This window comes from Chlamydiota bacterium (genome assembly GCA_012729785.1).
Classification (GTDB): Bacteria; Auribacterota; Tritonobacteria; order UBA1439; family UBA1439; genus UBA1439.
This window is the reverse complement of sequence record JAAYCL010000003.1, coordinates 1-25,819: the sequence shown is the minus strand read 5'-3', so window position 1 is coordinate 25,819 and position 25,819 is coordinate 1. Positions and strand designations below refer to the sequence as shown.

The following is a 25,819-nucleotide window of genomic DNA, read 5'->3' as shown; positions in this document are numbered from 1 at the left end:
GCTTAGTCAAATAGCCGGGCACAAGCTCTCCGGATTTATACACGACATACGTAAACAGCGCCAAATTGAGGTTTGCTCGTCCCTGGAAGTAGTTGAACCTCCCTGTCCATGCCCGTACCTTCCCGATGAACTGCTCCAGGGGGTTGTTGGTTCGCACCGACACCCACATATGCTCAGGGCATGCGAAGTAGCGCAGCGTGTGCTCGAACCCTTGGGCGAACAGCCTCACCGCCTCCGGTTCTTTGCCTTTCCAACGACGGACAAACGCGTTGAACCGTTTGATCACCTCTTTCCTTGAGCGGGAACACTGGTAAATATCCCCTGCCTCCCTCAAGATGGCTTTTTTGTTCTCCTGCGACAGCAGATGATCCTGGATGTTCTTAATCTTGTGAAAGGCGCAAAGCTGCCAGGGCACCTGCGGATATTCGAGCGCAATAGCTGCCTTGATCCCTCCCGCATCGTCTGAAATGAACATCTCCGGCCGTGCAAGCCCTCTTCTCTTCAGGTCCAGCAGCAGTCCCCGCACGGCATTCTCATCTTCCTCGTCGGCAACGACCCACCCCAGGAGATCCGTCTCGTGGTCATTGTTCATCCCGTAGGCAAAAATCACCACTTTATCCCTTAGATAGACGTCGTGCTCCTTGACTGCCATCCCGTCGATGAACACATATGACCAGCGCTTCGTAATCTCCCTGTCCTGATATACCCTGAACCGTTCTTCGAACTGCTTCACAAGTCGCTGCATAAAGCTTCTCGAGAACCGGCTTTGGCCGAACATCTCGCTAATCGCTACCGCCGCCGCACTGCTCCTCCCGAGCAGATACGCCGTCAGCATCGCTTCATATGCCGCCGGCTGCACTCGCTCCCACTGATCGAATATCGTAAACCGTATCCCGATCTTCCTGGCTCGCGGAATCCGCAGCCCCCTGAGCCACCCCCCCTTGAACTCGTAGCTTCTTGTCCTATATCCTGTCCTCTCGTCCTGCCGTGTTGCACTCCTCTCATAGCGCGCCGCCCCGATCTGCTGCTCGAACTCCTCGTTGATCTGCTCCTGCATCAGCCACCGTATATCCTCCATACGCCTCTGCTCAGCCTCCTCCCAGAACCTCTCCCTAATATGGCTGGCGAGTTCCTCCCATTGTGCGGTAGAATAGCCTCCGAAGTGCAGTTGCTTCACTGGGTACAACCTCCTTTCTGGCAGGAAAGCGGTTGTACCCTTTTATTTATCCAAGCCCTTCTTGACAATACTAATCTTCGCGGCGCCCCCACCCCTAGGGGTGGGCGGGAGCCAACATCTCTCCGAAAGCCCACACTTTAATCTACATCCCCACGCAGGGCGGGGGAGTACGATTCCATTCCGACAAGGCCCCGTCTTTGCTATACTCCGTCTCGTGAAGATCGCCTTCGTCAATCCCAAGAACGAGATGCCGAAGCTCAAATACACCCGCAAGGTGCAGCGGCAATACAGCGACCGCGGGCAGGTATTCCCCAACCTGAGCATCTGCTACCTTGCCGCCCTGCTCGAAAGGGAAGGGCACGCGGTGCGGATCGTCGAGGCGAACGCGTGTGGGCTCGACATCCCCGCGACGATCCGGGAACTCGAAACGTTCGGCCCCGACGTCATTGGCTTCAACCTCCTGACCGAGCCGTTCCTCGAAACGCTCGACTGGATCGCGCCGATCAGGGCGGCGCTCCGCGTGCCGGTGGTCGTCGGCGGTTTTCACCTGAAGCTTTACCCCCGGGAGACGATGACGCACCGCGCGATCGATTACGCGGTGATCGGCCCGGGGTGGAAGACCCTGCCGGAGCTCCTCGCGGCGATCGGGGACGGCGCGAGGAACCTTGATCGGGTCAAGGGGATCGCCTACCGCGAGGGCGGGGAGGTCGTTCTCACCCCGCCGCGCGAGGACGCCACCACCCTCGACGACGTTCCGTTCCCGGCGCGCCACCTTATCCCGAACGACCGCTACACCACGATCCTCACCCGACACTGGCCCATCACCGTGATGCTCTCCGGGATGGGGTGTCCGTTCCACTGCCTCTACTGCGACATGACCGGTTTTCACCACCTCCGCGACCCGATGAGGGTCGTCGACGAGATGGAGGAGTGCGTGAAACGGTTCGGGGTGAAGGAGATCTTCATCCAGGACGAGACGTTCACCGTCAACAAGAAACGCGTCTCCGCGATCTGCGAGGAGGTGCTCCGGCGCGGGCTCAGGTTCGATTTCGCCATCCGCACGCGCCCGGATTGCGTGGACAGGGAGACGCTTCGGCTGATGAAGGCCGCCGGCTGCATCCGGGTCAACTACGGTTTCGAGGCCGCGGACCCCGAGGTGGCGCGCCTGATACGGCGGGACATATCCCCGGAGACGATGCGCAACGCCGTGCGCTGGGCAAAGGAGGCGGGGCTGATGACGCTCGGCTTCTTCGTCCTGGGCTGTCCCGGGGAGACGGTGGAGAGCATCCGGAAGAACATCGCGCTGGCGGTCTCCCTGGACATCGACTACGTCTCCATCAGTAAGCTCGTGCCGGTGCCCAACAGCGAGCTCTATGAGCGCATCAAGGAGAGGACGGGAATCGACTACTGGAGGGAGTTCACCCTTGGCGATCGGGGGATCATCGGCCGGATCGCCTACTACGACTCCCATGTGCAGGGCGAGGAGCTGGACCGGTGGCTCGGCCGGGCGTACCGGGCCTTCTACCTCCGCCCCTCATTCGTGTTGCGCACGCTCGGCCGGGTTCGTTCCTGGCGCGAGTTCTGCAACCTCGTCACCTCGGCCTGGTCGATCCTCTAAGCCATGCCCCCCCGCCTCCTTGGCAACCTCCGACGTCTATGGGCTGCGGCGGCCCAATACCGGAAACGGCTGACGATCTGTCCGCATCCCCCCGTCCGCCTCTGGATTGAACCGACCAACGTCTGCAACCTCCGCTGCATATCCTGCCCGACGGGGCGCGGGCATGTCCACGCCCCCGGGCGCATGGCCTCCGGCCTCTACCGGAAACTGATCGACGAGGCGGCCGGCTTCGCCGTCGACATCAACCTGATCGGCCGCGGCGAAGCGTTTCTTCACCCCGGGATCGACGGGATGGTTCGATACGCCCATGACGCAGGGCTTAACGTGCGCCTCGAGACCAACGCCACGCTGCTCACGGAGGAGATGTCGGAGGCGGTGATCCGGGCGGGGCTCGATTTCATCTCCTTCTCGATCGACGGCTATGTCAAGAAGACCTATGAGTCGATACGGCGCGGCGGGGTCTTCGAGCAGGCGGTCGGCAACGTCGTCCGATTCCTCGAAATAAAGAAGCGCCTGCGGTCGCGGAAACCGTATGCCAGCGTCCAGTTCATCCAGACGAAACCGTTTCTCGAGACCGCCAGCCGGGAAAACGAGTCGAGATTCAAGGCGGCCTTCAGGGGGCTCCCCCTCGACACCTACCGTTACGTCACCCCCCACCGTTACGTGGGGGAGATCGAGGAACACCTCAGCGGGAGCCGGTACGGCTATATGCGGCGTACCGTTCCCGGGAGGGGGATCATCCGCCTCCGGTACACCCCATGCCCCTACCCGTGGATGAGCATGCATATCCTCTGGGACGGCACGGTCGCCCCGTGCTGCATGGACTTCCACCGCCGCTACCTGCTCGGGGATGCCGGAAAATCGGCGCTCCTTGACATCTGGAACGCCGAACAGATGCGGCGGATCAGGGAAACGATCGCCTCCGGGCGGCACGGGGAGGTGCCGCTCTGCGCGTCCTGCGACCTCCTCTACCAGACCTCCGTGTTCGGCGTCTCGACGAAGAGCATCAAGGATTTTAAGGTATTCCTGAAGGAAAACCTGCTGAGGTAAAGGAGGCTTCGGGTGAAGGTGCTCGTGACCGGCGCAACGGGATTTCTCGGGACCCACCTCGTCAAGAGGTTCCTGGAGAACGGGTGGACGGTGGTGGGGCTCGATCGGGACCGGTTCTACTTCTGGGGCGACCTCGAGAAGGAGATCGAACTCCACCTGCTTGATGTGCGGGAGATCCTCTCCCACGCGCGCCTGTTCACCGGGGTCGATTGCGTCGTGCACTGCGCCGCCGCGCTCCATGACTCCCCCGAAGAGGAGATCCGCTCGGTGAACCTCGGCGGCACCAAAGCCGTGCTGGACCTGTGTCTCAAAAACGATATCCCGAGATTCCTCTTCTGCTCATCGACGGTCGTCTACGGCTACTTCGAGTTCCACCCGCCGGTTCCGGAGGAGACGCCCCTCGCCCCCCAGCATCCGTACGCTGTTTCCAAGGCGGAGTGCGAATCGATGCTCGAAGGGTACCGCGCGAACGGATTAAACGCGAGCGTCTTCAGGCCCAAGTCGTTCATCGGGGCGGGGCGGTTCGGCGTGTTCCAGCTCCTGTGCGACTGGATCCACCGCGGGGCCCCGGTCCCGCTCATCGGCGGCGGCGGGAACCGGTACCAGCTGATGGGCGTCTCCGACCTGGCGGAGGGGGTCTACCGGATGGCGACCATGCCGATAAGGAACGTCACGCTCAACCTCGGAGCGGAGACCTTCGGGACGGTCCGCCAGGATCTCGGGGCGCTCGTCTTTCACGCGGGCACCGGTTCCCGCCTCATTCGCCTCCCCGCGGCGCCGACGAAGTTCGCCCTCACGGTCATCGAGAAACTCGGTCTCACCCAGATGTGGGCGTGGCACTACAAGACCGCCGACAGGGACTGCTATGTCGATACGTCGCGGGCCCGCGCACTCATCGGCTGGGACCCGGCCCAGAGCAATCTGGACGCGCTTAAAGAGACCTACGACTGGTACGTCGCCAATGTCGACGCTTTTCAGGGGAAGATCGGTTTGGGGCACCACGGGGTGCTGTGGCGCGAAAGGCTGCTGACCGTGGCCAGGGACATCCTGGCGCGAACCTGCCGCCGCGGCCGCCGTTCGTCCCCCGCGGCCCGCCGCGGGCGGGACGTTTGATTGTCGCCCGGGCTGTGCTATACTGCGTTCTGCAATCGAAGAGGACTGTGCAGGGATGAGAGTGGCACGGGAGGGGTTGCCCTATATCGCGCTCGCCTTCGCCTTCGCCGCCGTGGCGGCGTTCGTCGGCCGCCCGTGGCCGTTCGTCTTTCTCGCCCTCGCCGCGTGCATCGCCGTCTTCTTCCGCGACCCGTCGCGGACCGCCGCGGCGGCCGAGGGGGCGGTGATCGCCCCCGCGCACGGGAAGGTGACCCGCATCGACGAGGTGGCGGAGAACGGCTACTTCGGCCGCCGGGTGCGGCGGATCAGCGTCTTCATGTCGATTTTCGACGTGCACGTCAACTATGCGCCCGTGAGCGGGACGGTGGAGTATCTGCACTATCGCCGCGGGGCGTTCAAGAACGCGATGCGCGAAGCCGCCTCCGCGGTGAACGAGAACAACACCATCGGCATCAGCGCCGCGGGCACCCCGACGGCGGTCCGCCAGATCGCGGGGATGATCGCGCGGAGGATCGTCTGCCGGTGCACGGTCGGCGACCGGGTGCGGGCGGGGCAGCGGATCGGACTGATCAAGTTCGGGTCGCGGGTGGACGTGTTCCTCCCGCTCGAGGCGCGCGTTCTCGTGCGCGAAGGGCAGCGCGTCCGCGGCGGCGAGACGATGATCGCGGGGATCGGATGAAAAAGGTGGCGATACTGCCGGGCCTGCTCACGACGGCCAACTTCTTCTGCGGGATGCTGGCGATGACCTTCATCATGCGCGCCCAGTACCTGTACGCGGCGGAGGCGTGCCTCGTGGCGATGCTCTTCGACTTCGTAGACGGCTACGTGGCCCGCCTGAAGGGCGCCACAACGCGCTTCGGGATCGAGTACGATTCGCTCGCGGATATGCTCAGCTTCGGCATCGTTCCCTCCTTCATGGGCTACTCGATGGTCCTCTCCGGGATGGGGCGCTTCGGGGTGGGCATCGTCTTCCTCTACGCGGTCTGTTCCGCCCTCCGGCTCGCGCGCTACAACGCACAGGCATCGAAGGAGGAGCGCAGGGCGTTCACCGGCCTCCCCACCCCCGCCTCCGCGGGGCTGATCTGCTCGGTCATCGTGCTCGCCGGGAGGTACGAGCTGCACCTCCTCGTCACCTTCATCCCGTTCTTGATGCTCGGCCTCTCCTACCTGATGGTCAGCACCCTGCGCTACCCCGCCTTCCAGGGGACGGGGGCCCGCAAGAAGAAGCCGTTCCTCAATCTCGTCGGCATCGTGATCACGGCGAGCATCGTGGCGTCGTTCCCGGAAATCTCGTTCTTTATCCTCTTCGCGGCGTACACGGCCTCGGGCATCCTTGCCCGTTTCAGGTTCAGGACCGTCACCGCGTGGATACGGTCGATCCTCCTCGCCGATCCGATCCCCGAGGACGGGAACAGTCCCTGAGCGGGTTGTTGCACGGGAATGCCTCCCGCGGGGCGGTCGAACGAAAGATAGGGGATCGAATGGCGCCTCGCAGGCGTTCCACGGTCATCGCGGCGCTCGTCGCCCTCGCGGCGGGCGCGGCGTTCGCCCATCACGCCTGGCGGCTAAGGCAGTGGCGGGCCGACTACGCCCGCGGCGTGAGCCTCTTCGACCGGGGCGACTACGCGCAGGCCGCCACCCCGCTTCGGGCCGTCTCTTCGGCGCGCGCCTCCTCGCCCGAGGGGCTCGACGCGCTCTGCCGCCTCTGCATCTGCCTCGAGGAGACGGGGCGCGGCGGCGAGGCAATCGAGGCGTGGAAGAAGGCGCTCGCCTCGCCGGAGGCGCGGTCCTTTCACCCCCGCGCGACGCTCGCCCTGGCGAGGGAGGCGTTCGGCGGCGGCCGCCTCGTCGAGGCGAAGCGGTCCGTCGACGCCTTCCTGCGCGACTACCCGGGCTCTTCGCTGAAGGCCGACGCGCTCTGCATCCGGGCCGAGGCCCTCGAGAGGGAAGGGGATGTGGCGGGGGCGCTCGAGGCCGCGTTGGACGCCTCGGCGGCCTCCCCGCGCGCCGCGGGCGGGGCGGCGGGAGAGATCTTCGTCAGGGCGCTCTTCTCGCGCGAGATCGTCCCCGGGACCGAGGAGTACGTCGCCCGCGCCGGAGACTCGCTCCAGGCGATCGCGAAACGGGCCGGCACCACCGTGGAGCTCCTCAGGCTGATGAACGGCAAGGAGCCGGGGCGCGACGGGGTGCGGATCGGCGAGCGCCTGAAGGTGTGCGCGATGAGATTCTCCGTCGCCGTCGATAAGTCCGAGAACACGCTCCTGCTCTCTGCGGACGGCCGCCCCGCGAAACTCTACCCGGTCGGCACCGGGACGAAGGGCTCGACCCCGACCGGCGACTTCAAGATCACGCTCAAGCAGGAGAAGCCGGAGTGGTTCAGGCCGGGCGGCGGGGTCATCCCGTACGGGGATCCCGGGAACCTCCTCGGCACCCGCTGGATGGCGATCGACTCGCCCGGCTACGGCATCCACGGCACCTGGGAGCCCGAGACGATCGGGAAGCAGGCCAGCGCGGGCTGCGTCCGGATGCTGAACGAGGACGTCGAGGAACTGTACGCGATCGTGCCGGTCGGCACCCCCGTCAAGATCGTGGAATAGCGACGCGACCAGCGGAATATGGAGAGGACGCCATGAATGGAGGCTTCGACTTCGAGAAGCCGATCATCGAACTCGAGGCCAGGATCGAGGGGCTCAAGAAGCTCTCCGAGACGCAGCCGGTCGACGTGGCGGATGAGATCGCGAGCCTCCAGGCCAAGCTCGACGCGATGCGCCGGGAAATCTACGGGAACCTGAACGCCTGGCAGCGCGTCCAGATCGCGCGGCACCCGCATCGTCCCTACACGCTCGACTACCTCCGCCTGGTGGCGGACGGTTTCGTCGAACTCGCCGGGGACCGGTTCTTCGGCAACGACCGCGCCCTCGTCACCGGCCTCGCCCGGTTCGGCGGCCGCACCGCCGTGGTGGTCGGACACCAGAAGGGGAGAAACACGAAGGAGAATCTGCTGCGCAATTTCGGGAGCGCCCACCCGGAGGGGTACCGGAAGGCGCACCGTATGTTCAAGCTCGCGGAGAAGTTCCGCCTCCCGCTCGTCTCGTTCATCGACACCCCCGGCGCCTACCCGGGGATCGGCGCGGAGGAGCGGGGACAGGCGGAGGCGATCGCGTGGAACCTGCGCGCGATGGCGGCGTTGAAGGCGCCGATCATCGTGATCATCATCGGGGAGGGGGGGAGCGGCGGCGCGCTCGGCATCGGGGTGGGCGACGAGGTTATGATGCTCGAGAACTCCTACTACTCGGTCATCTCTCCGGAGGGGTGCGCCGCGATCCTTTGGAAGAGCCCCGGCAAGGCCGCCGAGGCCGCCAGCACCCTGCGCCTCGCTCCCGGGGAGCTTCTCGAGATGGGGGTGATCGATCGGATCATCCCCGAGCCGCTCGGCGGGGCGCACCGCAACTTTGAGGAGGCGGCGCGCGAGCTGAAACGTGCGCTGCTCGAGACGCTGGACCGCCTCTCGGGGATCCCCGGGGAGGAGCTGGTGCGGCGGCGCTACGAGAAGTACCGTGTGATGGGGAGTTTCACGGAGGGGTGACGTTTCGCCGCCTCGAAAAGCGGGGAGCGGGGAGGCGCCGGCTCCGCCGTGGCACACGCGGGGCGAATGCCGGGACGCGGATGGGCATCCGCCTGTTGGCATGCGCCGATGACCGCGTGTACCGTGTGCACCACTCTTTTACATGACGGAGGGCACGATGCGGGTTCTGATCACGGGGGGCGCGGGATTCATCGGGTCACACCTGGCGGAGGTGCTGCTCGATCGCGGCGACCGGGTCGACGTGATCGACGATCTCTCGACCGGGAGCATGACGAACATCGACGGCATGAAGACGAACCCGCGGTTCACCTACACGCTCGACACGATCATGAATTGCCCGGTGATGGCGGAACTCGTCGACCGGTGCGACATGATCTACCACCTCGCGGCGGCGGTCGGGGTCCGGCTCATCGTGGAGAGTCCCGTGCGGACGATCTCCACGAACATACGGGGGACCGAGATCTGCCTGGATATGGCCGCCAAGAAAGGGAAGAAGGTCGTGATCGCCTCCACCTCCGAGGTGTACGGGAAGAGCACCCGCATCCCGTTCCGCGAGGACGACGATATCGTCTTCGGCCCGACCGTCAAATCGCGCTGGAGCTACGCCTGCTCCAAGGCGATCGACGAGTTTCTTGCCCTGGCGTATTTCAGGGAGGGCAAACTCCCCGCGGTCGTCTGCCGGCTCTTCAACATCGTGGGCCCGCGCCAGACCGGGCGCTACGGGATGGTGCTGCCGCGCCTCATCCGGCAGGCGCTCCGGGGAGAGCCGCTCACCGTTTACGGCACCGGGACGCAGACGCGGAGCTTCCTGTACGTGGGCGACCTGATCCGGGCGCTCCTTGCCCTTGACGGCCTGAAGGATGCGGAGGGGCAGGTGATCAACATCGGAAACAACAAGGAGATATCGATCCTGGCCCTGGCCGAGAGGATCAAAACGCTCACCGGGAGCGACTCCCCGATACGCCTCGTCCCCTACGAGGAGGCGTACGAGACGGGGTTCGAGGATATGGAGCGCCGGGCCGCGGATATCTCTAAGCTGAAGCGCCTCACCGGCTTCAGTCCATCGGTAGGGCTCGACGAGATCATCCGGCGCACGGCGGAACACCTCGCGAAGAATGATTGACGTCGAGGAGGCGTGATGAAGATACGCAAGGCACTGCTCAGCGACGCGCCCGGGATACAGAAGCTCATCAACGAGTTCGCCGACAAGGATCTGATGCTGCCACGTTCGCTCAACCATATCTACGAGAACATACGGGACTACTACGTCGCCGAGGAGAAGGGGAGGATGATCGGCTGCGCGGCGCTGCACATCGTCTGGGGAGACCTCGCCGAGGTGAACTCGCTCGCCGTGCGCGACTCGCACAAGGGGAAAGGGACGGGGCGGGCGCTGGTGTCCCGGTGCCTCGATGAGGCGCGCGGGCTGGGCATCCGGCGTGTCTTCGCCCTGACCTACGTGCCGAAATTCTTCAGGAAGTGCGGCTTCTCCAGGATCGCCAAGTCGAAACTGCCGCAGAAGATCTGGAGCGACTGCCTGAACTGCCACAAGTTTCCCGACTGCGGCGAGGTGTCGGTCGCGGTCGACATTGACCGGTGACCGGCGGTGCGCCTCGCCTCCCACGTTAGAGCGTCAGGCAAAGCTCCTTGATCTCCCTGAATTGGCCGAGGTCGGGGTCTCCTCTGCATGCCCCCAGGATGGCGGCCCGGTCTTCCCGTGACAGGTTGTGTCTCCCCTTGATGTCGATGAAGTGGAGGATCGCCTCCTTCTTGGCGAAGGGGAGGGCCGATGGCTGCGTGGAATCCGACGGGCAGGTGAATATCCTCCGGAGCACGGGGAGCATGAACGGGTTGCGCGACGCGCCGATCTGCGACGCCAACAAGGCGGTAAACTCCGGGGCCGATGACGCGTGTCGCTCATGGAGCCTGAGCAGTGCATCGCGGCAGCGCTCGTCGTGATAATAGACGAAATACTGGATGCTGTCGATCTGCTCCCCGACACTCAGCGTTTCGACCTTCCGCACGAGCCGATCCGCGACCCTCGGATCGCCGAAGGAACAGAGCGTTTCAAAGATCCAATCTTCGGAGTGAACCGCGCGCCCAGGGAAGAGCCATCGCCAGATACGAAAGGGGGGGAAGAGCCTCTCGGCGAGCAGTCTCCTCCTGCGGCGCTGATACAGATCGAACAGATCGTCGCTCAGCCGGGTCAGCCGCGCGTCCCTGATCAGGCCAAGGCAGGCTGCCTCCGAAGGGTTGTTCCCCTCGCGTACGATCGAAAGCAGAAACTCCGCTACGCCGGGGGCATCGAACGCGGACGCCACCCCGCTCGCCGCATCCCGCTGCTGCGCGGGAATGCCCGTCTTCCCCGCGGACTCGTGCGCCGCCTTGAACGTCCTCGCCAGCTCCCCCAGGGCATCCTGGCGGAGGCGCGGGGCGCTGCGCGCCACCAGGAGGTAGAAGGCCGCTGTTTCGCGGCACGGATACGGTTGGAGCTCGCGCTGGAGAAGCGCGAAATCCCGCGGGCTGATCTTCTCGACGTCGAGGTCGTCGAGAGAGGCGAACATCTCCGGCGCGCGGCTGCGGATCCGGTCGACGATTGTGGCCACCCCCGGCGATTCCGCCTCCCGCGGGGCGGTGTCGCGGTCCCGATAGGCGATCCATGACAGGAGCATCTCCTGCAATGTAACCCCGATGGCCCCCGCGTCCTTGAACCGGTTGTGGCGCTCGAGCGGGTCGTTCACCAGGTTGAACAGGTCGAAGTACAGCCGGCGCGGATAGTAGATCAGTTTCCACGGGTAATGGATCAGGCACACCGATTCGGGCTGGGCGGCCGCGACTTCGGAGTAGACCCGGGGAGTGTAGGGGGGATGGAGGCCCTGCAGGAAGGGGGCGATGTCGCCGCCGTCGCGATGGGCGTTCGTCGACAGACCGAGCATCCCGACGAGGGCGGGGACGATGTCGATGCATTGCACCGCGCTGGCGACGACGCGGGGGGGGACGCCGGGGACGGAGACGATCAGCGGGACGTGGATGTTTTCGTCGTAGAGCTGGCGGGAGTGGCCCCAGCCGCCGTGCCGGCCGAGTTCCTCGCCGTGATCCGCGGTGATGACGACGATGGTACTGTCGAGCAATCCGGCGCGCCGCACCTCGTCGAGAAGGTCGCCGATGTGCCGATCGGTGAACGCTATCTCGCTGTCGTAGCAGTCCTCCTCCCGGTTGCCGTAGTCGAAACCCGCGTGCTTGGTGTACGGGAAGTGGGGCTCGCCGTAGAAGAGGAAGAAACAGAACGGTCTGCCGGGGATCCGTCGCTGGAGCATGGCAACGGCCGCCCGCGTCACTTCCGGGGCGGTGAGATCGCCGGCGGAGATCTGGTCGAAACCGGCACGGTCCCATCGCCGGAGGAAAGGTTGCATGAGCTCGGCATTGGCGACGAAGGTCTGGTAGCCGTGGCGGGCCAGGATTCCCGTGAGCGCTTCGACATCGCCCCTCCGCATCAGGGTCGAGTAGTAGCATCCCGTCATGGTGGCGGGCACGGACCACTGGGTCATCGTTCCCTGCGCGTAGGCATGCATGAAGAGCGCCGCGCGCGCGGCGAATCCCCTCAACCGCGGCGAGGTGTCCCGGGGGTATCCGTACATGGGGAGGTTCGACGCGCGGAGCGAGTCCACGTAGATCCAGATGAGGTTGCAGCCCTTCCGATCGATCTTGGTCGACCGGTCGGAGAAGGCGTCCCTTGCCGCCAGGTACTCCGCGTGCATCCTCCAGTCTCCGGCCCGGATCCTCGTCTTGAAACGGTAGAGGCGCATGAGGTGCTTGCCCATCTGCATCCGCGAGTAGACCGCTGAGAGTATCCGGCTGCCAGGTGTTCCGGCGACGACGCGGGAGAGGATCGCAAGCTCGCACGGCATGAGGAACGCGACAAGAAGGAGAAGGCGGGGCGCCGCGCCGCCCGGGACCGAGGCGATCCTTTGCGGCCCGAGGAGGCTGGCGACGAGGAGTTCGGTCAGCAGGAAGATCAGGATGCAGAGCGCCCGGTGAACGAATTCATATTGGCCGACATACCAGCGGGCGTTGATGCCGTAGAGAAGGACGATCAGGAATGCGCCGGCAGCGACGGAGAAGCCCCTTGCGAAGCGCCGCGCGGGCAGGAACCATCCACGTGCCAGGGCGGCGATCAGGCTCGCGAGCGAAAAAACCCCGAGGAGGGAGAGGACGAGAAAGGAGGCCCTGAGAACAGCCAGATGGGCGAACCGGGAAATCCCCTTTCCCGAGAAGAGAAGAAGGGTGAAATAGGCGACCGCGGGGGCGAGGGCGGCGGTCGCGGCGAGGGCGGTGTAGGTGCGCGCGCGCGCCTCACCGCGCACCGACGCGATGCGCCGGTGGAGAAGGGAGAGCAGCGACACGAAGCCCCATTGCCCGAGCGTGGCGGCGACCGCCCATCCGGCAAACAGGAGGAAGGTGAGCAGCGCGAACGATAGTATCTCAGCCGCGGGCCAGGATTCCCATCCCCCGCCGGCAAGAGCGTGGCCGAGCTCGAGGATCCATAGCAGCAGGCTTGCATAGATGGAGATCAGCGCGAACCCGACCAGTGTGCGTGGCATGGCGAGGGGTATCCCGTGGTGCCGCAGTGCGCACATCGGAACGCACTGTAGCATAGTGCCGCTTCTGGCGGCAATCGCGCCGTTGCCCGGCGGCATGGTTGCTTTCGCCCTGCATTATGCTAGCATACGGCGGTCGGGGCGTGCGGGGGAGGAGCGGCGATGCGCGGGATCCTGCGGTGCGCGGCGGGGGCGGCGGGGGCGCTGGTGCTGGCGTGCGTGGCCTGCTGCGGAAGACAGACCGCCGCGGGGAGGGAACCGTCCGGGGAGGGGGTGGCGGGGATGAAGACGAAGGTGCGGCAGCCGGCGGTCGCCGGGCAGTTCTACCCCGGGAACGCGGCGGCGCTGCGGAAAGAGATCCGGGGACTCCTCGACGCGGCGCCGGGGAGGAGGGTCGAGGGGCGCATCGCGGGTCTGATCTCCCCCCATGCGGGCTACGCCTACTCCGGCGCGACGGCGGCCAGCGGCTACGCGCTCCTCGCGGGGAAGGGGTTCAGGCGGGCCGTGGTGCTGGCCCCCTCGCACCGCGTCGGGTTCAGGGGGGCGGCGCTCACGGACGCAGCGGTCTATCGGACGCCGCTCGGCGACGTCCCGGTGGACCGCGCGGCGTGCGACGAGCTCGCCAAGAGCCCCGGGTACGCAGTCCTCCCGCGTGCCCACGAGGGCGAGCACTCCCTCGAGGTGCAGGTGCCGTTCCTCCAGGAGACGCTCGGGGAGTTCAGGCTCGTTCCCGTCGTCGTGGGGGACGTCGCGCCGGCCGATTGCGCCGCCCTCGCCGCCCCTTTGAAGACGCTGCTCGACGCCGAAACGGTCATCATCGCGAGCTCCGACTTCACGCACTACGGGGCGAATTTCGGCTACCTGCCGTTCACAGGCGAGGTGAAGGAGAAGCTGAAGAAGCTCGACCTCGACGCGGCGGGGTTCGCCCGGCGAGGCGACGCGGCGGGGTTCGCCGACTACGTGGCGCGGACGGGGGCGACGATTTGCGGGCACGCCCCGATCGGCATCCTGCTCGAGGCGCTCCCCGCGGACGCGGCGGGGACGCTCCTCCAGTACACGACATCCGGGGAGCTGACCGGCGACTGGAGCCACTGCGTCAGCTACGTGTCGATGCTGTTCACCACGCAGAACTGAGGCGGGGAGGCGTGTCGCGAGGGGGCGGCCGATGAGAACGGCGGCGATCGGGGGGGTCGCGGCGGCCGCGATGATCGCGGCCGCGTGGGCGGCGCAGAAACCCGGCGCCCCCGTCCCCCACGCGGCGGAGGAGGAGGCGATGCGGGCACCGGACGGGGAACGGTCGTTGACGGATGCGGAGAAGAAGACGCTGCTGCGGATCGCGCGGGACGCGGTCGAGGCGTACGTGCGGTCGCGGGACGTCGTCGGCCTCGGCGGCTACCCGTCCACCCCCGCCCTGCGGGAGAAGCGCGGCGCCTTCGTCACGATCACGAATCCGGCCGCGTCGAGCCCGGTGCACCCCGAGCCGCTCCGCGGGTGCATCGGGAACTTCGTCTCCGCCGTGCCGCTCCTCGAGACGGTCCGGGACATGGCGATCGACGCGTGCAGCCGCGACGGGCGTTTCCCGCCGGTCCAGGCGGCCGAGCTGAAGGATATCCGCCTCGAGATCTCCGCGCTCTCCCCGCTCCTCCCGGTCGCCGACCCGCTCTCGATACGAAGGGGGGTCCACGGCATCTATATCCGGGACCGGCTCGGCCGCGGGGGGGGGACCTACCTGCCGCAGGTCTGGAGCGAACATTTCCCCGAACGGGACGCCGCGTATTTCTGGACGCACCTGTGCCGCAACAAGGCGGGGCTCCCCGACGACGCGTGGAAGCACCCGGATCAGTACGAGGTGCTGGTCTATACCGCGGACGTATTTGGGGAGGACCGGTGAGGGGCGGGATGAATGAAGGGGGGCGCCGGGGAAGGGGGGAGCCGGGGACAGGGAAGAAGAGGGCGTGGGGGTGGCGATACTTAGAAGCTACAAGGAACTGGACGTCTTTCAGCGCGCGATGGACGCCGCGATGACGGTGTTCCGCCTCACCCGTTCGTTTCCCTCGACTGAGCGATATTCGCTTGTCGACCAGTTTCGACGGTCTTCGAGATCAGTCTGCGCCAACATCTCGGAGGCGTGGAGGAAAAGGCGGTACAAGGCCGCCTTCATCAGCAAGCTGAGCGATGCCGAGACGGAGGCATCCGAGAACCGGTATGGATTGAATTCAGTGTTCGCTGCGGATATATCGGTGCCTCGGAGGCGGAGGATTTGGACAAAAGCTACGACTGCATTATGGCCCAGTTGGTCAAGATGATAGAAGGCGCCGACAGTTGGATCATCAGGGATGCGCGCTCACGCGCGTGATCTGATCGCCTAGTCCCCGGTTCTCCGGCTCCCCGGCTCCCCGGGTCGGCATACAAGTTCGAAAAAGGCACAGATGAACAGACCATACGTTCCGCGCGAGATCGAGAGGAAGTGGCAGGGGTACTGGGAGGAGACGGGCCTCTTCAAGGCCTCCGACGCCCCCGCCGGCCCCCGATTCTACTGTCTGATGATGTTCCCGTACCCGTCCGCCGCCCTCCACGTCGGGCACGGGCGCAACTACATCATCGGCGACGTCGTGGCGCGCTACAAGATGATGCGCGGATTCCACGTCCTGACCCCGATGGGCTGGGATGCCTTCGGTCTCCCCGCGGAGAACGCGGCGATCAAGGGCGGCCTCTCCCCGCGCCGGAGCACCCTCGACAACATCGCCGTGATGAAACGGCAGCTCCGCGAATGGGGGGTCTGCTACGACTGGGACCGCGAGGTGACCTCCTGCGAACCGGAGTACTACCGCTGGACCCAGTGGCTCTTCCTGAGGTTCCTCGAGCGCGGCCTCGCCTGCCGGAAGAGCGCCTTTGTGAACTGGTGCCCCTCCTGCGCCACCGTCCTCGCCAACGAGCAGGTCGTCGACGGCGGGTGCGAGCGCTGCGGCGCCGCCGTCCGGCAGAAGGAGCTCGAGCAGTGGTTTTTCAGGATCACCGCCTACGCCCAGCGGCTCCTCGACGACCTCGCCCTGCTGCCGAACTGGCCGGAGCGGGTCAAGACGATGCAGCGGAACTGGATCGGGAGGAGCGAGGGGTGCGAGATCGACTTCCGCCTCGCCTCGACCGGCGAGACCCTGACCTGCTTCACCACGCGCCTCGACACCATTCACGGGGCCACCTACATGGTCGTGGCGCCCGAGCACCCGCTGGTGAGGCGGCTCGCCGCGGGGGAGGGGCCGCGCGCCGCGGAGCTCCGGCGCTTCGCGGAACGCGCCGTCGGACAGGGCCGCATCGCCCGCGTCGCCGCCGACACCGAGAAGGAGGGGCTCTTCACCGGCGAGGAGGCGGTCAACCCGTTCACCAGGGCGCGGATCCCGATCTGGGTCGCCAACTACGTGCTGATGGAGTACGGGACGGGTGCGGTGATGGCGGTGCCCGCGCACGACCAGCGCGATTTCGACTTCGCGAAACGGTACGGCCTCCCCGTCGTCCCGGTGATCCGAGGCGAGGACCGGCCGCCTGACGCCGCGGGGATGACGGGGGCCTACGAGGGCGACGGCGTCCTCGTGAACTCCGGACAATTCGACGGCCTCCCGAACCGCGAGGCGATCGAGGCGATGGCCGACCTGATGGAGCGGGACGGCTTCGGGCGGAGGGCGGTCTGCTACCGCCTCCGCGACTGGCTCATCTCGCGCCAGCGGTACTGGGGGGCCCCGATCCCGGTCGTCTACTGCGACCGGTGCGGCATCGTGCCGGTCCCCGATGAGGACCTCCCGGTCCTCCTCCCGACCGACGTGGAGTTTCTCCCCACCGGGGAGTCGCCGCTCGCCCGCTGCCCCTCCTTCGTCGCCTGCCGCTGCCCGAGATGCGGCGGGGAGGGCCGCCGCGAGACCGACACGATGGACACCTTCGTGGACTCCTCCTGGTACTACCTCCGCTACCTCTCCCCGCGCGACGACCGCCGCCCCTTCGACGCGGAGCTCGTGAACCGGTGGCTGCCGGTGGACCAGTACATCGGCGGGGTGGAGCACGCGATCCTGCACCTGCTCTACTCGCGCTTCGTCACGAAGGCGCTCCAGGACGCGGGATTCGTCTCATTTCCCGAGCCGTTCAAAAACCTCTTCACCCAGGGGATGATCGTCAAGAACGGGGCGAAGATGTCCAAGTCCAAGGGGAATACGGTCAGCCCCGACGCCTTGATCGCCAGATACGGCGCCGACACCGTCCGCCTCTACACCCTCTTCATCGGCCCGCCGGAGAAGGACGCCGAGTGGAAAGACGAGAGCGTGATCGGGGCCTACCGGTTCCTGCGCGGACTCTGGGAACTCGCCCTCCCGCTGGCCGCTTCCCTGCGCGCGAGGCCAGACGCCGGCTCCGCCGACACGCGCTCCCCCGCCGGGGAGGCGCTCCGGCGCGCGGTGCACCGCACCATCAGGAAGGTGACCCGGGACATCGAGGGGAATTTCCACTTCAACACCGCCCTCGCGGCGCTGATGGAGCTGGAGAACGCCCTGCGCGGCTATCTCCGCCCCCGCCCCGGGGAGCCGGAACGGGAGCCCGCGGCGGCCGCATGCGCCCTGAAGACGATCATCCTCCTCCTCGCGCCGTTCGTGCCGCACCTCGCCGAGGAGCTCTGGCGCGAGCTCGGAGGGGAGGGGAGCGTCTTCCGCCAGCCGTGGCCGGAGTGGGACCCGGCCCTCGTCGAGGAGGAGACGGTCACCGTGCCGGTGCAGGTGAACGGGAAGCTGCGCGGGAGGGTCCCGATCGCCGCGGGGGCGGACGACGAGGCGCACCTCGCGGCGGCGCTCGCCGAACCGAACGTGAAGGCGCACACGCAGGGGAAACGGCTGGTCAAGACCGTCGTCGTCCCCGGGCGCCTGGTGAACCTCGTGGTGAACTGAAACGGTTCCGCCACGGATCGCCGCGGATGCCGCCACGACGACGGCGGCGCGTCCCGGCGACGCGCGGCGGCGGTCCGCGGCACGCGGCGTTGCGGTGAAGCGCGGCGGACGATGAAGCTGCATTTCGATGAGCGGTTCGCCGTCCTCGTCCTCCTCGGGGTCCTGCTCGCGGCGGCGCTCTGGCACGTCGAGCGCGCCCGCCCGCGGGCGTTGCTCCCCGGCGGGGAGGGGGAGGCCGAAACGATCGCCGTGACCGTCGCCGGGGCCGTCGACCGCCCGGGCCTGCGCCGGGTCAGGCGCGGCGCGCGGGGAGGAGAGGCCGCTGCGGCGGCGGGACCGGCAGACGGCGCGGACCTCGGCGCGGTCGACCGCCGTCTGCCTCTCGCGGACGGGGAGGCGGTCTACGTCCCCCGGGCGGAAGAGACGATCGCCGAACAGGAACGGCGCCGCGAGGAGGCGCTGCGGAGGTCGAGGCGACCGGTCTGTTTGAAGCCCCTCGACCCCAATCTGGCCTCGGCCGAGGAGCTCGCCCGCATCCCCGGGGTGGGGGAGAAGCTCGCCCGGGCCATTCTTCTCGAGCGGGCCCGCGCGCCGTTCGTGCGGGCGGATGATCTGCGGAGGGTCCCCGGGATCGGCGAGAAGAAGCTCGAGACGCTCCGCGGCTATGTCGCGGTCGGCGAAGCGGAGTGACGGCGGCCGCCTTTTCCCTGTGATCCGCGCGGCCTCTGTGGCACCATGTAGCCGTGGCGGCCTCACGGCGCCCGACGGGAGGAACCAGATGAGCGGCGGCGAGACGAAGCGGAAGATCCTGGGGATGATGGGCAAGATGGAGGTGCTGGTCCGCGAGGCGGGCCCGGTGGGCATCATAGAACTCGCCGGCGAGATCGACATCTACAACTGCGGGGAGCTCAGGAAGCTCATCGACGCCTACATCGCCCGCAAGATCGTGCGGATCGTTGTCGACATGGACAAGGTCACCTACATCGACAGCTCCACGATCGGGGTCTTCCTCGCCGAGCTCAAGCGTCTCCGGCAGCAGGGCGGGAACCTCCGGCTGCTCAACCTGACCGGGGCGCCGCGCCACGTCCTCGAGATGGCGCGGCTGGAGGGGCTCTTCCCCCCGTTCGACGACGAGAAGAAGGTGATCGAATCGTTCGAGGAGAACGCCTGATGTACTGCCGCCGCTGCAGGGTCTACCATTTCGGCGGCAGCCGCTGCCCCGTCTGCGGGGACCGGATGGAGCGGGGGGGAACACGCTTCTCGCGCACCGGCGCGCCGCTCGCGCAGGGCGCCTCTCCGAGCCCCTCCTCCGCCTCGGCGGCGCCGCGCCGCGGCGAGGCGCGGCGCGGGGGGCGGGAGGTCGGCAAAACCGACGGGCTGCCGCTGCGCATCGTCTACAAGGCGGTCGATTCGATCATCGGGTGCGCCCTCTTCGTCGTCGTGCTCCGCTGCGCCCTCTTCCTCGTGACCGTCGCCGCGGAGCTTATGCGAACCGGCGGGGAGATCGAATCGGGCATCAGCTTCCTGGGCGACATCCGGCAGGGGATCCGCTGGTTCGAATACGGGGGGATGGCGCTCCTCACGATCCTGGTCTTCATCTTCCGCCGAAATCCGCGGTAGCGGCGCATCGGCGAAAGGAACGGGCATGTCTGAACGTGTGCGGGAGGGGCTCGCCGCCGCGCGCACGGGGATCTGCGCGATGGCCGAGCGAGCGGAGCGCGCCCACCGGCTCGCCGCGGAGGGGTTCGACTGGTCGGACGCGGCGCGGGTCGCCCGGGCGCGGGAGGAGGCGCGCTTCCTCGCGGGGGATGCCGAGGAAATCACCGCCTCCCTGGTCGCGCTCGCCCCGGCTGCCTCCCCCGAGGAGCAGGCGGCGGTCGAGTCCCATCTGGGGGCGGTCAGCAGGCTCGCGCGCATCGGCGACTGTCTCGACGGTTTCTGCGAATCGGCGGCGGCCAAGATCGGGGCGGGGCTCCTCTTCAGCGACGACGCCATCAAGGAGATCGGGGATCTGCACGCCGAAACGGCGGCGCTCGTCGAGCGCGCCGCCGCATCGTTCAGCGCGGGCGACTCGGCGCTGGCGCGCAAGGTGGAGGAGGAGGGGCGCCTCGTCGAACGAATGATCGAGCGTATCGGCGCCGCCCACGAGAAGCGGCTCGCCGCCGGCGCCTGCGCGGTCAGGAGCTCGGCGCTGTTCCTGGAGTTTCTCGAGGCGTTGCGGGGGATCGCCGCGCACGCGGTCGGTCTGGCGCTCGCGGCCGCGCGGGGCTCCGTCGACGCGTGAACCCGCGTCAGCGCCTCGCCGCCCGCATCACCCCCCCGGCCCCCAGACCGCCCAGATGAACAGGTAGGCGGCGCCGGTTGCGGCGAGGGTGAACGGGACGCCGACACGCATGAACTCCCCGAACCCGACCCGGTACCCTTCCTTCCTCAGGAGGCCGCAGGCGACGATGTTCGCCGAGGCGCCGATGGGGGTGATGTTCCCGCCGAGGCTCGCGCCGATGAGCAGGCCGAAGAGGAAGAGCGGCGGCTCGACGGAGAGGCGCTCCGCCATCCCCATCGCGACCGGGAGCATCGCCGCGAGGAACGGGACGTTGTCCACGAACGCCGAGAGGATCATCGAGACGAAGACGAGGAGGGTGTAGCCGAAAAAGATGTTGTCCCCCACCAGGGCCGAGAGGGCGGCGGAGACGGTGTCGATCCACCCGCTGAGGGACAGGCTGCCGACGAGGACGAATATCCCCGCCAGGAAGACCGTGGTGTCCCAGTCGAGCGTGCGGATCCCCTCGATGAGCGACGCGCGGTTGGCGAAACGGTCCCATGCGGCGGCAACCGCCGCCGCGCCCATGCAGAGCGCCCCCGCCAGCCAGGAGAACCCGCTGTCGAGAAACGAGGAGACGGCCAGCGCGGCGACGAGGGTCCCGAGGATGGCGGCGGGGACCCAGGACCTCACGGTCTCCACCGGGACCGTCTCCACCTTCTCGCGGTGCCGCCGGAAGAGGAGATAGAGCACGGCGAACGAGAAGATCGCGCCGACCTCGACCGCGAAGAAGATCCCGGGCTTGCCCCGGTAGACGAAGAAGTCCGCGAACGACATCTTCGCGAACCCCCCCAGGAGCATGCTCGGAGGGTCTCCGATCAGCGTCGCGCAGCCCTGGAGGTTGCTGCTCACGGCGATCGCGATCATCATCCTCACCGGATTGATCGAGAGCTTTCTGGCGAGCGCGAGGGCGATCGGGGCGACGATGAGCACCGTCGCCACGTTCTCCACGAACGCCGAGACGAAGCCGGTCAGGAGGCAGATCGCCAGGATCGCCGCCGCGGTGCTCGGGGCCCGCTCGACGATCAGCTCCGCGGCCCGGGCGGGGACGCGGCTCTCCATGAAGACGTCGGCGACGACGAGCGTCCCGACGAATATCCCCATCACGTTCCAGTTGATCAGGCGGCAGGCGTCGCCCGGGGAGACGACCCCGGAGGCGACGAGGATCGCGCCCCCCGCCGCCGCGACGAGCGCCCTGCGGGAGGGGAGGAGGGCGAAGAGAACGTAGGCGGCGATGAAGACCCCGAGAACGATCGTGCTCTGACTCATGGGCGGAGTATACCGCATCGGGGGGACGGCGCACAACGCGCAACCGGGTCCGTTTACGCGTTGCTCCGCGGTCCGCCCCGTGATACCATTCGGGGGTGAAACGACGGCAAGGAGGCGTGCGGGTGAGACTCTCGATAGGGCTGCCGAAGGGGAGCCTGCAGGAGGCGACGTTCGAGTTGTTCCGAAAGGCCGGCTTCACCATCACCGCCAGCGGGCGCTCCTACGTCCCGCGTATCGACGACGACGAGATCGAGGGGATACTGATCAGGGCGCAGGAGATCTCGCGGTACGTGGAGCAGGGGATCCTCGACGTCGGCCTGACCGGCCGGGACTGGATCGTCGAGAACGACTCCGACGTCGAGGAGATCGCCGACCTGATCTACGGCAAACAGGGGTTCCGCCCGGTGCGCTGGGTCCTCGCCGTCCCGAACGATTCGCCGGTGCGGCGGCCCGAGGATCTGGCGGGGAAACGGATCGCCACCGAGGCGGTGAACATCACGAAGCGCTACCTGAAGGCCAAAGGCGTCTCCGCCGCCGTCGAGTTCTCGTGGGGCGCCACGGAGGTGAAGGTCCCGCAGCTCGTGGACGCCATCGTCGAACTGACGGAGACCGGCAGCTCGCTCCGCGCCCACAACCTGCGCGTCGTGGATACCCTGATCGAGTCGACCACGCGCTTCATCGCCAACCGCGCGGCGCTGCGGGATCCGTGGAAGAAGGCCAAGATCGCCCAGATCGCGATGCTGTTGAACGGGGCGCTCGCCGCGGAGGCGAAGGTCGGCGTGAAGATGAACGTTCCCGAGAAATCGCTCGCGGCCGTCGGCGCGCTGCTGCCGGCGCTGCGGAGGCCCACCGTCTCCCGCCTGAGCGAGGAGGGCTGGTGCGCCGTGGAGACGGTCCTGGACGAGAAGCTGTTCCGTTCCCTGGTCCCGAAGCTGAAGGCGGCGGGGGCGGAGGGGATCATCGAGTATCCGCTGAACAAGGTGATACCGTAGGCCGCGCAACTCGCGCCGTGCGCCGCGGGATCGAGGGTGCAAAAGGAGGATCGACGTCATGCCGTGCGGACGCAAGAAGAGGAAGGCGAAGATATCCAAGCACAAACGCAGGAAGCGGATGCGGAAGGACAGGCACAAGAAGAAGAGGAGGTAGCGGATGGGCGCAGGCCGGCTTTCGCGGGCATGCGCGAAACGGCCGCCGCGCGCGGCGCTCTGCGGCGCGGCGGCCTGTCTCCTTCTGACCGGGTGCGCGGGGCTCCGTCCCGTGTCGACGGTGCACCGGGGAGGGGAGCCGTCCGCCTACGTCGACCGTTCGCAGGCCTACCTGCACTACTGCCTCGGCGTCTTCCGCGAGAAGGAGGATGATCCGGACGGCGCCGCGGAGGAGTACGCGGCCGCCCTCGGCTTCGACCCGGGCGCGGCGTCGGTGCATCTCCGCCTGGGCGAGCTTCATTTCCGGCGGCAGGATTTCGCCCGTGCGGTCGCCGAGGGGCGGGCGGCGGTCGGCAACGATCCGGGCCACGCCGGGGCGCGGATGCTGCTCGGGCGGGCGCACTACGCGCACGGGGACGTCGAGGAGGCGGTCGAGGAGTTCGAGGAGGCGATCCGGCTCCGCCCCGGCGACGCGGAGGGATACCTCGCCCTCGGCCAGCTCTATTTCAACGAGGATCTGCGCCTCGATGCGATCGAGGTCTTCGAGCGCGCGGTGCGCGCCCTCCCGGACCTCTGGGTCTTCCCGTTCAAGCTCGGGCTGCTCTACTGCGGCGAGGAGAACACCGACGGGGCGCTGCGGAATCTCAGGCACGCAGTCGAGCTCGCGCCGAACCGTTTCGAGCCCCGCTACAAGCTGGCGCAGGTCTACGACCTGCTCGGCCGGCGCGAGGAGGCGATCGAGGAGTATCAGCAGGCGCTGAAGATCTATCCGCTGAAGATCGATATCTACGCGCTGTTGGGCAACCTGTACCGGGAGACCGGCCAGCTCGAGAAGGCCGAGAGCCGGTACCGGCTCCTGATCGACCTGATGCCGCGGGATGTGGCGGGCTACCTCGGACTGGCGCAGATCCTGCTGATGCAGGAGCGCAAGGACGACGCGGCGGCGCTGCTCCAGAAGGCGCTGGACGAGGGGATCGAGTCGTCGGCGCTGCATTTCTACCTCGGGTTGACCCGGAGCGCGCAGGGAGAGTTCGAGGAGGCGGCCGCCTCCTACGTGCGCGCCCGCGAACTCGGCGCCGACGGCGCCGCGATCCATTTCCATCTCGGCTCGGCGCTGGAGCGCCTCGGGCGGTTCGACGAGGCGGTGGAGGCGCTGGAGAAGTCGATCGCCCTCAACCCGGACGGGGCCGAGGCGTACAACTACCTCGGCTACATGTACGCGGAGAAGGGGATCAAGCTGGACGAGGCGGAGGATCTGATCGGCAAGGCCCTCGCCCTCGATCCGGACAACGGCGCCTACGTGGACAGCATCGGCTGGGTCTACTACAAGCGCGGGATGTACGACGAGGCGCTGAAGGCGCTCACGCGCGCGGCGAAGCTCATCGGGGACGATCCGGTGATCCGCGAGCATCTCGGGGACGCGTATCACGGGAAGCGGATGTGGAAGGAGGCGCTCGCCGAGTGGGCGCGGGCGGCCGCGCTCGACCCGGGCAATGCCGCCGTCCAGAAGAAGATCGAAAAGCTCCGCGCGTGTCTCGGGATACCGCCCGAGGGCCGCGCGGCCCCCGTCGATCCGCCGCGTGAGGTCGTCAAGGAGTAGCGGCGCCGCAACGGCCCCTTGCCGCGGTTCTTCGCGGATTCGGCATCCTCCGTAACCGCCCGGATCCGCGGTCCGATCCGCCGCAGACACCGTATGCAGATATCCTGTCCCGCCAAGCTGAATCTCTACCTCGACGTCTCCGGCAGGCGTCTTGACGGCTATCACGAGATCGTCACGGTGATGCAGACGACGGACCTGCACGACCGGCTCCTCCTCGAGGAGGGGGCGCCGGGGGAGGTCGCCATGGCGTGCGACGCCGTCTCCTTGCCGATCGACGCCCGGAACCTTTGCGTGCGGGCCGCGGAGGCGATGCGGCTCCGCGCCGCCCCCGGGAAAGGGGTCCGCATCGCGCTCGAAAAGCGCATCCCGATCGCCGCCGGTCTCGGCGGCGGGAGCAGCGACGCCGCGGGGGTGCTCCGCGGTTTGAACCGCCTCTGGGGGGTCGGCCTCGGAACCGGCGAACTCGCGGAGGTGGCCGCAGGCCTCGGATCGGATGTCCCGTTCTTCCTCGCGGGCGGGACGGCGCGCTGCGCCGGGAGGGGGGAGCGGATCGTCGCGATCGCGGGCGCCCCGCGGCTGGCCTTCGTGCTGGTCACCCCCCCGATCGCCGTCTCCACCGCCAACGTCTACGCCGCGCTCGAGGCGACGCCGCCCGCCCGCCCCGCGGACGAGGGCGGTTTCCTCCGCGCCCTCCGGAGCGGGGATCTCCGCCGGCTGGCGGCGTTGCTCTACAACCGGCTCGAGGACGCCCCGGGACCGCACCGCGGCGAGGTCGAGCGCCTGAAACGGCTGCTCATCGGGCATGGGGCGCTCGGCGCGGCGATGAGCGGCAGCGGCCCCAGCGTCTTCGGTCTGGCCGCCGATTTGGGCGAGGCCCGCGGGATCGCGGAACGGATCGCGGGGGAGATCGGGGAGGGGGCATTGCTGCACGCCGGGCTCACCGGCGGGAGCGTGTGAGGGCGCGGCCGGCGCCCCCGTGAAATAATCCAAAATACCTGTTGACAGCCCGGTGACGCGCTGGTAGCATCTCCGCCACAAAGGGTTTTCGGGTGCCGCGGCCGTACCGTACTTGCGAATCTTTGGTGAACAGATCGCAGGCTAAGGTTTTGTGCGCCTGCGATCTCTTTTTTGTGGCACGGTTATTGCTTGCGACGCGGATTCGGTGGCGCCCACGTAGCTCAGTCGGCAGAGCACGTCCTTGGTAAGGACGAGGTCACCGGTTCGATCCCGGTCGTGGGCTCCATGCCTTCAGGCGCGAGAGGCGTGGCTGGCGTGAGGGATGACGGGCCGGTCCGTGGAGACGGGCGGGTCGGGCGCATGTAAGGAGACGGGAGATGGGCAAGGACAAGTTCGAGCGTACGAAGCCGCACGTGAACGTGGGGACGATCGGTCACGTGGACCACGGGAAGACGACGTTGACGGCG

23 protein-coding genes, 1 tRNA gene and 1 pseudogene are annotated in these 25,819 nt (G+C 67.4%); 22 read left to right on the top strand and 3 right to left on the bottom strand.

Features of this window, described 5'->3' with window-relative positions:
* On the bottom strand, window positions 1-1,177 hold a 1,177-nt coding region (locus GXY35_00820), incomplete at its 3' end, for a hypothetical protein (protein NLW93144.1).
* Between the two features lie 214 nt (window positions 1,178-1,391).
* On the opposite strand from GXY35_00820, the gene GXY35_00815 reads away from it, so the two are divergent.
* From GXY35_00815 to GXY35_00775, 9 genes are all read left to right on the top strand, one after another.
* Window positions 1,392-2,795, top strand: coding sequence for a radical SAM protein (locus tag GXY35_00815; GenBank protein NLW93143.1), 1,404 nt, complete (start codon window positions 1,392-1,394; stop codon window positions 2,793-2,795).
* A 3-nt stretch (window positions 2,796-2,798) separates the two neighbouring features.
* Window positions 2,799-3,845: a radical SAM protein gene (locus GXY35_00810; GenBank protein ID NLW93142.1), complete on the top strand. Its 1,047-nt coding sequence runs from the start codon at window positions 2,799-2,801 to the stop codon at window positions 3,843-3,845.
* Window positions 3,846-3,857: 12 nt separating this feature from the next.
* Window positions 3,858-4,958, top strand: a complete 1,101-nt coding sequence (locus tag GXY35_00805) for an NAD(P)-dependent oxidoreductase (protein NLW93141.1) — start codon at window positions 3,858-3,860, stop codon at window positions 4,956-4,958.
* 55 nt (window positions 4,959-5,013) lie between these two features.
* A complete protein-coding gene (locus GXY35_00800; GenBank protein NLW93140.1) occupies window positions 5,014-5,637 on the top strand; it encodes a phosphatidylserine decarboxylase family protein in 624 nt (207 codons plus the stop codon).
* A 5-nt stretch (window positions 5,638-5,642) separates the two neighbouring features.
* Complete coding sequence (gene pssA / locus GXY35_00795; GenBank protein NLW93139.1) at window positions 5,643-6,380, top strand: CDP-diacylglycerol--serine O-phosphatidyltransferase; 738 nt, start codon at window positions 5,643-5,645, stop codon at window positions 6,378-6,380.
* 59 nt (window positions 6,381-6,439) lie between these two features.
* Window positions 6,440-7,555: a L,D-transpeptidase family protein gene (locus GXY35_00790; protein NLW93138.1), complete on the top strand. Its 1,116-nt coding sequence runs from the start codon at window positions 6,440-6,442 to the stop codon at window positions 7,553-7,555.
* A 32-nt stretch (window positions 7,556-7,587) separates the two neighbouring features.
* Window positions 7,588-8,544 (top strand): acetyl-CoA carboxylase carboxyltransferase subunit alpha, encoded by a 957-nt coding sequence (locus GXY35_00785; GenBank protein ID NLW93137.1) that lies wholly within the window; start codon window positions 7,588-7,590, stop codon window positions 8,542-8,544.
* 157 nt (window positions 8,545-8,701) lie between these two features.
* Window positions 8,702-9,667, top strand: a complete 966-nt coding sequence (locus GXY35_00780) for an NAD-dependent epimerase/dehydratase family protein (protein NLW93136.1) — start codon at window positions 8,702-8,704, stop codon at window positions 9,665-9,667.
* 15 nt (window positions 9,668-9,682) lie between these two features.
* Complete coding sequence (locus GXY35_00775; GenBank protein NLW93135.1) at window positions 9,683-10,141, top strand: N-acetyltransferase; 459 nt, start codon at window positions 9,683-9,685, stop codon at window positions 10,139-10,141.
* A gap of 25 nt (window positions 10,142-10,166) precedes the next feature.
* On the opposite strand, the gene GXY35_00770 is transcribed toward GXY35_00775, so the two are convergent.
* On the bottom strand, window positions 10,167-13,142 hold the full coding sequence (locus GXY35_00770; GenBank protein ID NLW93134.1) for a sulfatase: 2,976 nt from the start codon (window positions 13,140-13,142) through the stop codon (window positions 10,167-10,169).
* 159 nt (window positions 13,143-13,301) lie between these two features.
* On the opposite strand from GXY35_00770, the gene amrB reads away from it, so the two are divergent.
* The 8 genes and pseudogenes from amrB to GXY35_00730 all read left to right on the top strand — a co-directional run bounded on the left by amrB (window position 13,302) and on the right by GXY35_00730 (window position 20,345).
* Window positions 13,302-14,273 carry an AmmeMemoRadiSam system protein B gene (gene amrB, locus GXY35_00765; GenBank protein NLW93133.1) on the top strand — a complete coding sequence of 324 codons (972 nt, stop codon included), beginning with the start codon at window positions 13,302-13,304 and terminating at the stop codon, window positions 14,271-14,273.
* A 31-nt stretch (window positions 14,274-14,304) separates the two neighbouring features.
* Window positions 14,305-15,030, top strand: coding sequence for an AmmeMemoRadiSam system protein A (gene amrA / locus GXY35_00760; GenBank protein ID NLW93132.1), 726 nt, complete (start codon window positions 14,305-14,307; stop codon window positions 15,028-15,030).
* Between the two features lie 64 nt (window positions 15,031-15,094).
* Window positions 15,095-15,495 (top strand): annotated as a pseudogene (locus GXY35_00755) (four helix bundle protein).
* Between the two features lie 73 nt (window positions 15,496-15,568).
* Window positions 15,569-18,061: a leucine--tRNA ligase gene (locus GXY35_00750; GenBank protein ID NLW93131.1), complete on the top strand. Its 2,493-nt coding sequence runs from the start codon at window positions 15,569-15,571 to the stop codon at window positions 18,059-18,061.
* Window positions 18,062-18,172: 111 nt separating this feature from the next.
* The gene (locus GXY35_00745) at window positions 18,173-18,751 is read left to right on the top strand and encodes a helix-hairpin-helix domain-containing protein (protein NLW93130.1); all 579 of its coding nucleotides are present in this window, start codon (window positions 18,173-18,175) and stop codon (window positions 18,749-18,751) included.
* Between the two features lie 88 nt (window positions 18,752-18,839).
* Window positions 18,840-19,232, top strand: coding sequence for an STAS domain-containing protein (locus tag GXY35_00740; GenBank protein NLW93129.1), 393 nt, complete (start codon window positions 18,840-18,842; stop codon window positions 19,230-19,232).
* Entirely contained in the window at window positions 19,232-19,681 is a 450-nt protein-coding gene (locus tag GXY35_00735; protein NLW93128.1) for a hypothetical protein, read from the top strand. Before GXY35_00740 ends, GXY35_00735 begins: the two co-directional genes overlap by 1 nt.
* A gap of 25 nt (window positions 19,682-19,706) precedes the next feature.
* On the top strand, window positions 19,707-20,345 hold the full coding sequence (locus GXY35_00730) for a Na/Pi cotransporter family protein (protein NLW93127.1): 639 nt from the start codon (window positions 19,707-19,709) through the stop codon (window positions 20,343-20,345).
* A gap of 27 nt (window positions 20,346-20,372) precedes the next feature.
* On the opposite strand, the gene GXY35_00725 is transcribed toward GXY35_00730, so the two are convergent.
* On the bottom strand, window positions 20,373-21,650 hold the full coding sequence (locus GXY35_00725) for a TRAP transporter large permease subunit (protein ID NLW93126.1): 1,278 nt from the start codon (window positions 21,648-21,650) through the stop codon (window positions 20,373-20,375).
* A 122-nt stretch (window positions 21,651-21,772) separates the two neighbouring features.
* Here GXY35_00725 and GXY35_00720 point away from each other — a divergent pair, with 122 nt between their 5' ends.
* The 5 genes from GXY35_00720 to GXY35_00700 form a co-directional block, all read left to right on the top strand.
* Window positions 21,773-22,642, top strand: coding sequence for an ATP phosphoribosyltransferase (locus GXY35_00720; GenBank protein ID NLW93125.1), 870 nt, complete (start codon window positions 21,773-21,775; stop codon window positions 22,640-22,642).
* A gap of 157 nt (window positions 22,643-22,799) precedes the next feature.
* A complete protein-coding gene (locus GXY35_00715) occupies window positions 22,800-24,395 on the top strand; it encodes a tetratricopeptide repeat protein (protein ID NLW93124.1) in 1,596 nt (531 codons plus the stop codon).
* Between the two features lie 93 nt (window positions 24,396-24,488).
* Window positions 24,489-25,352, top strand: coding sequence for a 4-(cytidine 5'-diphospho)-2-C-methyl-D-erythritol kinase (gene ispE, locus GXY35_00710; GenBank protein NLW93123.1), 864 nt, complete (start codon window positions 24,489-24,491; stop codon window positions 25,350-25,352).
* A gap of 210 nt (window positions 25,353-25,562) precedes the next feature.
* Window positions 25,563-25,638 (top strand) — tRNA-Thr (locus GXY35_00705).
* 91 nt (window positions 25,639-25,729) lie between these two features.
* The coding region (locus GXY35_00700) for an elongation factor Tu (GenBank protein ID NLW93122.1) at window positions 25,730-25,819 on the top strand (90 nt) is incomplete at its 3' end.